The following is a 7877-nucleotide window of genomic DNA, read 5'->3' on the forward strand; positions in this document are numbered from 1 at the left end:
AGACCCACCGCACCCCGAGGAAACGCGAGCGATGAGCCCCGCCGAAGGCGACCGTGACCCCCAGCGCATCCTGATCGTCGACGACGAGCCGGCCGTACGCGAAGCGCTCCAGCGCAGCCTCGCCTTCGAGGGCTACGAGACCGAGGTCGCGGTCGACGGCGCGGACGCCCTGGAGAAGGCCACGGCCTACCAGCCGGACCTGATCGTCCTCGACATCCAGATGCCGCGGATGGACGGCATGACCGCGGCCCGCCGGATCCGCGGGGCGGGCGACACCACCCCCATCCTGATGCTGACGGCCCGCGACACGGTCGGCGACCGGGTCACCGGGCTCGACGCGGGGGCCGACGACTACCTGGTCAAGCCCTTCGAACTGGACGAACTCTTCGCCCGCATCCGAGCGCTCCTGCGCCGCAGCTCCTACGCGGCCTCCGTGTCCGAAGCGGCCCAGGAGGACGAGGCGCTCACCTTCGGCGACCTGCGCATGGACCTCGCCACCCGGGAGGTGACGCGGGGCGGGCGCCAGGTGGAACTGACCCGCACCGAGTTCACCCTCCTGGAGATGTTCATGGCACACCCGCGCCAGGTCCTCACCCGCGAGCAGATCCTGAAGGCCGTCTGGGGCTTCGACTTCGAGCCCTCCTCCAACTCTCTCGACGTGTACGTCATGTACCTCCGCCGCAAGACCGAGGCGGGCAGCGAGCCCCGCCTCGTCCACACCGTGCGCGGCGTCGGGTACGTACTGCGCCAGGGCGGCGCCGAGTGAGCACCCTCGCCCGCCGCTTCCGCACCCTCCCGATCCGCGCCCGCCTGTCGATGCTGGTCGCGGCAGCGGTGGCGTTCGCGGTGGCGGCGGTATCGGTGACGTGCTGGTTCATCGTCCAGGGGAAGCTGTACGACCAGCTCAGGAACGACTTGGAGAAGCAGCAGCACGGGCCGGTGTACGCGGCCATCAGTGCCGCTCTCGCCGACTGCTCCGAGGCACCCCGGGGGAACACCAACTACCGGAGCAACTACGGCCAAGCAGTCACGGTGAGCGGGCAGATCTGCCTGATGCCCGGCTCCACGGACGAGGTCAAGGTCACCCATGACGACCTGAACGTCATCAAAAACGGGGACACCAACACGCTCTACTTCCGCAACGGCACCGACAAGGACGGCGACGCGGTACGGGTGATGACCCAGGTGTTCCCCACCGACACCGGCTCCTACGTCGGACTGGTCACCGCCCTCCCCCTGAAGAACACCCAGAACACCCTGAGCGACCTCGCCCTGATCCTCCTCCTCGTCTCCGGTATAGGAGTGCTCGGTGCCGGGGCCGCGGGTCTGGCTGTCGCCCGTGCTGGGCTGCGGCCCGTCGACAAGCTCACGGAAGCCGTCGAGCACGTGGCCCGTACCGAGGATCTCAGCGTCCGCATCCCCGTGGAGGAGGACTCGGACGACGAGATCGCCCGGCTCTCCCGCTCCTTCAACAGCATGACCACGTCCCTGGCCAGCTCCCGCGAGCTCCAGCAGCAGCTCATCGCCGACGCCGGCCACGAACTCCGCACCCCCCTCACCTCGCTCCGCACGAACATCGAACTGCTCACCCGCAGCGAGGAGACCGGCCGCCCGCTCCCGCCCGCCGACCGCAAGGCCCTGCTCGCCTCGGTGAAGGCCCAGATGACCGAGCTGGCCTCGCTGATCGGCGACCTCCAGGAGCTGTCCCGCTCCGAGGGCCAGCGCGGTGAACGCGTGCAGATCGTGGCGCTTCAGGACACGGTGGAGGCGGCCCTGCGGCGCGCACGCCTGCGCGGCCCGGAACTGACGATCACGGCGGACGTCCAGCCCTGGTTCGTCCGCGCGGAACCCTCCGCCCTGGAACGGGCGATCGTCAACATCCTCGACAACGCGGTGAAGTTCAGCCCCGAGGGCGGCGCCATCGACGTGACCCTGGACCGGGGCGTCCTCACGGTCCGCGACCACGGCCCCGGCATCGCGGAGGACGAACTCCCCCACGTCTTCGACCGCTTCTGGCGCTCCCCGTCGGCCCGCGCCCTCCCCGGCTCCGGCCTCGGCCTCTCCATCGTGGCCCGCACGGTCCAACAGGCCGGCGGCGACGTCACCCTGGCCCGCGCCAACGGCGGCGGCACGGTCGCGACGGTACGCCTACCGGGGGCGCCTACGGCTCCGCCGGAGACTCCGTAGGCGGTTCGACTCCCCTCCAGAAGAGCTCTTCCACGATGATCTGGGGGTCTGCAATCCGGGGTACGAACACGTACTGCAACCCTGCCAGGTCCGGCCTTGCGCGGCAGGACGTCGGAAGGCGAACTCGTCCACGATGACGCGGACTTCGGGTTGCGGCTTCTGTCTCAGCAGGTACCGGCGACCGAGCCGGGCAGCTACCTGCTCCTCGACCGACTCGTCTCCGTCTGCCGTTGTCAGCGCCCCGGACAACACCTCACGAGCGAAGTCCTCCGTCTGGAGAAGGCCGGGAATTCCCGGCGAGAACACCCAGATGACCCGGGCCGTCGCCTCCAACCCCATGTACTCCTTGTACTGGTCCTTGAAGGCGTCCAGTCGAGCCACCTTCCAATGGCTGACCAACAGGTCACCGGTGCCGTAGTACCCGTCCAAGTCATCCATGACCGTCACCTTGGACAGCCGCTCCCCGGACTCCAGCCGGCTCAGGTAGCTCTTGTCGTACCCCGTCTCGGCAGCCAACTGCCCCAGCGACTTCCCGGCCTTGTCCCGCAGCACCCGCAGGGTCTGGCCCAGCACGGCCCGCCCGGAGACCGGCCCTGCCTCACCCTGTTCGCCCACGTCACCCCTCCCCTCCCCGTTGCGGCACGAACAGTGATCCCCCCACTCCAAAGGACTGCGGTATGCGCCTTCTCCCCTGGACCAGCCTCGACGGCCACCCCTGCTACCTCAGCGTCGAGGTGGCTCAACTCGCCTCGGGCAAGGACGTACTGGCCGGGGCCCGGGCCGTTCTCGCCGACGAGAAGGCGGGGGAGTTCGCCGTACGGTCCGCCCTGACGAGGGCCACCGAATCCCTGGAGGACGTGATCCGCATCGCGGTCAGCCGGGGTGGGCGCCTGTTGGAGCGTGACGGGTGAGGACCGCCGGAGGCTCAGTGGAAGCCGAGCATTCCCGGGGAGTCGATATCGACCGTGAGAATGCCGGGCGGGTAGTCGTCCTCCTGGCCGGTCAGGATGATCGACATGCCGCCAGTCTCCAGGTGCGGTTCAGCGACGTAGAGGGCATGGCAGACATCGGGGCCGCCCCACCCCTCGCGGTACATCGCACCGACCGTGGCAGCCGCTGCCTGACTGAGCGGGTCGACCATGACACCTGCGAGACGGAGAACGTCGCTGGCCGCCCCCTTCTCCTTGGCTTCGGCGTGCATGAGGCACAGCGCGGGGATATGCAGCCAGTCTCCGGGCGTGTTGGCGACGTTGTCGGCCAGAAGATGGAGGGCCCGGTGCCCTCGCGTCATCGCGAGGACACCGGTCGTGTCGAGGATGATCACGCAGCCATGCCCCGCTGCGCATGCATCTTCTCGGTGGCCATCGCATAGATGTTGGCCAGCACGTCCGGCCCCTGGTCGAACTCCTCGTCGCTGAGGGTGCAGCCCATCCGCTCGCGCAGAACCTGACGGGTGGCCGCCACCCGTTCGGCGATCTGCGCGGCCGTGAGCTGCTGTGCCGCAAGATCCTCGACGAGCTGCCCCAGTGTGAGACCCCGCTCCTTGGCGACCTGGGCAAGGTGGTCTCGGGCCTGTCGGGACACCTGGATGGTCGTGTTGTCTGCCATACCACCACCATAATCTGGCCACGGCGAATCCGGCTCAATATGAAGCAGCTCCACCCGACGGTGTTCACACCGCCTCGACGTTGGCCTTCGTGACAAACGCGCATTCACCCGCGCTTCGGTCCCGTGATCGCCTCCCCGATCACGAAGCCCTTGGCGGGGCCTTCCGGGATGGTGATCTCGGTGCCGTAGGGGACACGGTGGACTCCCATCCAGTCGGCCTTGTCGGGCTCGGGTTCGGTGAGGACGGTGACAGTGCCGTGGCTGTCGTAGTCGTCGATGATCACGTAGACGGGGACACCGGCGCGGGCGTACTCGCGGCGCTTGCGGACACGGTCTCGGTCCTGGTTGCGCTTGCCGGGCGAGACGACCTCGGCGATGAGGACGACGGCGGATGCAGCCACCCCCAGCCCTTCCTCGTCTCCGTGCGACTCCTGGTCTTCGGGAGCGACGAACGCGTCCGGGATCCAGCCCTTGCGCTTGTGGATGACGTTGGTGTCCTGGTGGCATGCATGCTCGCCGCCGTCCAGAAACTTGTCCAGCGCCCTCCGCAGGCGGTTCGTGATCTGGGCATGGGCCAGACGGCCGGTGGGCGACACCTCGATGGCTCCCTCGATGATCTCGGCGCGGTAGCCCTCGGGGAGTTCCATGGCCTTCCATGCCTGCCACAGGACCTCGTCCAGGTCGGGCACGTTCACAATGTCAGCCGAAGCCTCGGACATGGTCTCGGGCCTCTCATGTGCGAGAGCGGTCAAGGTGGCACCTCTTCCTCAAGTGTGGGCGGGGCCGTGCCTGGGGCACAAACAGCGTGGGCTTACCCTCTCCCCAGTCGCGCACCCGTTCGGTGCGCCCGGGGAGGGGCACGGTTCGTGGACGAGGGTGGAGTGGGGCGGGAGTACCGGAGGCGGCGCAGGCCACCCCTGGCGTATCTCGTGCTGCCGGGGCTGCTGGTGATGAACGCGTTCATCCAGATCAGCCGGGTCTCCGGTGACCGGGGCGGAGACGGAGGCGCAGGCGGGAGGTGGGGGCCGCCGGTCTTCGCGGTGCTGCTGGTCCTGGCGGTCGCGCGGGTCGCGTTGGAGCAGTTCCGGGCGCACACCAGGGTCACCACGGCCGGCATCACCGCACAGGGGCCGGTGCGTGCGCGGACCTGGGCCTGGTCCGAGATATACGACATCCGGGTCGAGCAGGCCCCGCGCGGTTCCGGGCGGGCGGCGCCCCAGTGGCTCACCTACCTGTACGACGTCCAGGGCCGCCGCTTCCTGCTGTGGCAGCTCAACGACTGGCAGGTGGACGACCCCTACGCCGAGGTCGCCGAGCTGTGCCTGGCCGCCGCACCGCTGCGCAGCTACACCTGGGAGCCGCGCCCGGACGTCGAGGAACGGATCCGGCGGGGGGCCGTGCGCCGCAGGGCGTGGCTGTGGGGGACGTACGGGGCGCTCGGGTCGATGCTCGTCATGCTGGTGGTCAGCTTCGGGCTGGTCGTCACCGGGCGGCCGGACCATCCGTTCCTGCTGATCGTGTGCGTGCCGTTGGCCGCCGGCGTCGCGCTCGGTGCCGTACTCCAGTGGTACTGGGGCGTCCGCCCGCCGCGCTCCCTCACCCCGCAGCCGTAGCTACCACCGAAGGATCATCGTCTCGTCCGGGGCCGGTGCCGCCGCGTCCGCCGCGATCGTCTCCGGGAGCGGGTGGGCGAGGTCCGCGTACGCGCCGCCGTGGGCGAGGAGTTCGGCGTGGGTGCCCGTCTCCACCAGGCGGCCCCGGTCCACGACCAGGATGCGGTCGGCGTCGGGGGCGAGGGTGAGGTCGTGCGTGATCATGATGGTCGTACGGCCCGCCATCAGTCTGCGCAGGGGGGCGACGACCTGGCGGGCGGCGATCGCGTCCAGGCCCGCCGTCGGCTCGTCCAGGACGAGGACCGGGGCGGCGCGCAGCATCGCGCGGGCGATGGCGATCCGCTGGAGCTGGCCGCCGGAGAGGGCGGCCGTGCCGGGGGCGATGGGGGTGTCGTAGCCCTGGGGGAGGGTGCCGATGAAGTCGTGGGCTGCGGCGTCCCGTGCGGCCTGCTCGATCTCCTCGTCCGTCGCGCCGGGGCGGCCGCACGCGATGTTCTCGCGGACCGTGCCGTTGAGGATGAGCGTCTGCTGCGGGAGCAGGGCGACGTTCTCGCGGAGGAACTCCAGGGGTACGTCGGTGAGCGGGACGCCGTCCAGGCAGATCACGCCGGCCGAGGGGTCGTAGAAGCGGGTGAGGAGCTTGGCGAGGGTGGACTTGCCTGCGCCGCTCCTGCCGGTGACCAGGATCAGTTCGCCGGGCCCGGCCGTGAGGTCGACGTCGCGGAGGGAGGCGCGGGGGGACTCCGGGTAGCGGAAGGAGACGTGGTGGAAGCTGACCCAGCCGCGGACCGGCCAGGGGCCGACGGGTTCGGCGGGGTCGGTGACGGCGGGTTCGGCGTCCAGGATCTCGCCGATGCGTTCGGCGCCCGCGGTGGCCGCAGTGAGGGTGAGGCCGAGCTGGCCCAGGTTGCGGACCGGCGGGTAGAGGTAGCCGAGGAAGGCGGCGAAGGCGAGGAGCTGACCGAGGGTCATGCGGTCGGCGGAGATCTCCCAGACGCCCAGGCCGATGACGGCGAGCACGCAGAGGGTCTCGACGACCTCGACGAACTGGGCGTACATCTCGCTGAGGCGGGCGCCGCGCACGCTCGCCCGCATCCACGCGCGGGCCTCGGCGTCGAGGCGCTGCTCCTCGTCCCGGCGGCGGTTGTAGGCCTGGGTGAGGACGACGTTGCCGAGGGACTCCTCGACCACGGAGGTGATCGCGCCGTCGGCGACCCGCTCGTCCTGGGCGGCGGTCCTGATCCGGCCGGAGAAGCGGCGGGCGGCCAGCAGGAAGAGGGGCGCGAGGACGAAGGTGGCCAACGCCAGGTCCCAGCGCAGCCAGCAGGCGGCGGTCGCGTAGAAGACGGCGGAGAACGCGGCGGCGACGGTGCCGACGACACCGGAGACGACCATCTGCTCGATGGCCTCGACGTCACCGGTGAGGCGTTCCACCAGGTCGCCCTGGCGGTGCCGCTGGAAGAAGTGCGGGGGCAGGTCCTGGACGTGCCGGAAGACCTTGGCGCGCAGGCGCAGCACGAATCTCTCGGCGGTCCAGGCGGCCAGCGAGTTGCCGAGGTAGCCGACGAACGCGCCGACCGCGGCGACCAGCAGCCAGGCGCCGGCCGGGCCCCAGAAGGCGGACAGCGAACCGGCCTTCAGGGCGTTGTCGGTGAGGTCCGCGAAGAGCAGGATCGCGGCGGTCTCGGCGAGCGCGGACACCACCACGCACGCGATGATCGTCCAGAGCCACCTGCGGTCGCCGCGGGTCAGCGGCCAGAAGCGGCGGAAGGCGGCCCGGGCCTCTCTCATGGTCGGCAACTCCCTTCGGAGTGACGGGTTCGGTGGGGTGGACACGGGCGAGGCGGGGCCACCGGTCGCGACCACGCCTGACCGGTGCCCCCGCCTCGCCGTGCGCTGCCTCAGCCGTGGTCCACGGGGCGGCGCTTCGGAGCCGGCTTCTTCGGCGCGGGCCTCTTCGGGGCCGGGGCGGGCTTGTGGTGCTTCTTGACCGGGGCGATCTTGCGGAAGCTCATGGTGACGTACCTCTCTGCTGTGAAAAGATCTGCTGTGAATTGATGTGAATTACTTCTGTGAATTCTTTGTCAGCGCTCGTCGCCGATGGGGCGGCGCTTCGGAGCCGGCTCCTTCGGCGCGGGCTTCTTCGGGGCCGGGGCAGGCTTGTGGTGCTTCTTGACCGGGACAATCTTGTGAAAACTCATGTTCTTCCCCTTCGATCCGTTCGTTCTGTCGTCCGCGCCGTTCGCTTTCGACATGGAAGACATTACGTGACCCGAAGGCCCGAGAAAGCCATTCTCAATGAGACCTCGATGAATTGCGGCTGAGTTGAATTTTCAGGAGCAATTTGGAACCGAAGGTTGCTTCACATAGGTTTTATCCAGCAGAAAGGGCCCGGTACGCGTACGTCCGGGACGTCGGCCGGGACGGGCTGGGAACGGTGCTGGAGACCTGCGCGTACGGAATCAGGGC

General features: G+C 69.5%; 10 protein-coding genes. 4 read left to right on the top strand and 6 right to left on the bottom strand.

Annotated elements, in window-relative coordinates; translation table 11 throughout:
- Positions 1-31: 31 nt before the first annotated feature.
- Positions 32-766 carry a response regulator transcription factor gene (locus tag ABZ646_RS10930; RefSeq protein ID WP_360515862.1) on the top strand — a complete coding sequence of 245 codons (735 nt, stop codon included), beginning with the start codon at positions 32-34 and terminating at the stop codon, positions 764-766.
- Positions 763-2187 carry a HAMP domain-containing sensor histidine kinase gene (locus tag ABZ646_RS10935; RefSeq protein ID WP_360515865.1) on the top strand — a complete coding sequence of 475 codons (1425 nt, stop codon included), beginning with the start codon at positions 763-765 and terminating at the stop codon, positions 2185-2187. The genes ABZ646_RS10930 and ABZ646_RS10935 overlap by 4 nt, the downstream gene beginning before the upstream one ends.
- Here ABZ646_RS10935 and ABZ646_RS10940 read toward each other — a convergent pair.
- Entirely contained in the window at positions 2149-2802 is a 654-nt protein-coding gene (locus tag ABZ646_RS10940) for a Scr1 family TA system antitoxin-like transcriptional regulator (RefSeq protein WP_360515868.1), read from the bottom strand. The genes ABZ646_RS10935 and ABZ646_RS10940 overlap by 39 nt on opposite strands.
- 62 nt (positions 2803-2864) lie before the next feature.
- Between ABZ646_RS10940 and ABZ646_RS10945 the strand changes: the two genes are divergently transcribed.
- Positions 2865-3098 (top strand): hypothetical protein, encoded by a 234-nt coding sequence (locus ABZ646_RS10945; protein ID WP_360515871.1) that lies wholly within the window; start codon positions 2865-2867, stop codon positions 3096-3098.
- A 14-nt stretch (positions 3099-3112) separates the two neighbouring features.
- On the opposite strand, the gene ABZ646_RS10950 is transcribed toward ABZ646_RS10945, so the two are convergent.
- The 3 genes from ABZ646_RS10950 to ABZ646_RS10960 all read right to left on the bottom strand — a co-directional run bounded on the left by ABZ646_RS10950 (position 3113) and on the right by ABZ646_RS10960 (position 4484).
- The gene (locus ABZ646_RS10950) at positions 3113-3511 is read right to left on the bottom strand and encodes a hypothetical protein (protein ID WP_360515874.1); all 399 of its coding nucleotides are present in this window, start codon (positions 3509-3511) and stop codon (positions 3113-3115) included.
- Positions 3508-3795 carry a hypothetical protein gene (locus ABZ646_RS10955; protein WP_360515877.1) on the bottom strand — a complete coding sequence of 96 codons (288 nt, stop codon included), beginning with the start codon at positions 3793-3795 and terminating at the stop codon, positions 3508-3510. The genes ABZ646_RS10950 and ABZ646_RS10955 overlap by 4 nt, the downstream gene beginning before the upstream one ends.
- A gap of 104 nt (positions 3796-3899) precedes the next feature.
- Positions 3900-4484, bottom strand: coding sequence for a Uma2 family endonuclease (locus ABZ646_RS10960; RefSeq protein ID WP_360515880.1), 585 nt, complete (start codon positions 4482-4484; stop codon positions 3900-3902).
- 177 nt (positions 4485-4661) lie between these two features.
- Between ABZ646_RS10960 and ABZ646_RS10965 the strand changes: the two genes are divergently transcribed.
- Positions 4662-5408 carry a PH domain-containing protein gene (locus tag ABZ646_RS10965; protein WP_360515883.1) on the top strand — a complete coding sequence of 249 codons (747 nt, stop codon included), beginning with the start codon at positions 4662-4664 and terminating at the stop codon, positions 5406-5408.
- On the opposite strand, the gene ABZ646_RS10970 is transcribed toward ABZ646_RS10965, so the two are convergent.
- Together ABZ646_RS10970 and ABZ646_RS10975 are read right to left on the bottom strand one after the other, a co-directional pair.
- A complete protein-coding gene (locus ABZ646_RS10970; protein ID WP_360515886.1) occupies positions 5409-7199 on the bottom strand; it encodes an ABC transporter ATP-binding protein in 1791 nt (596 codons plus the stop codon).
- 293 nt (positions 7200-7492) lie between these two features.
- Positions 7493-7663: a hypothetical protein gene (locus ABZ646_RS10975; protein ID WP_360515892.1), complete on the bottom strand. Its 171-nt coding sequence runs from the start codon at positions 7661-7663 to the stop codon at positions 7493-7495.
- Between the last annotated feature and the right edge of the window lie 214 nt (positions 7664-7877).

Source organism: Streptomyces sp. NPDC007162, assembly GCF_040634175.1.
Lineage (GTDB): Bacteria > Actinomycetota > Actinomycetes > Streptomycetales > Streptomycetaceae > Streptomyces.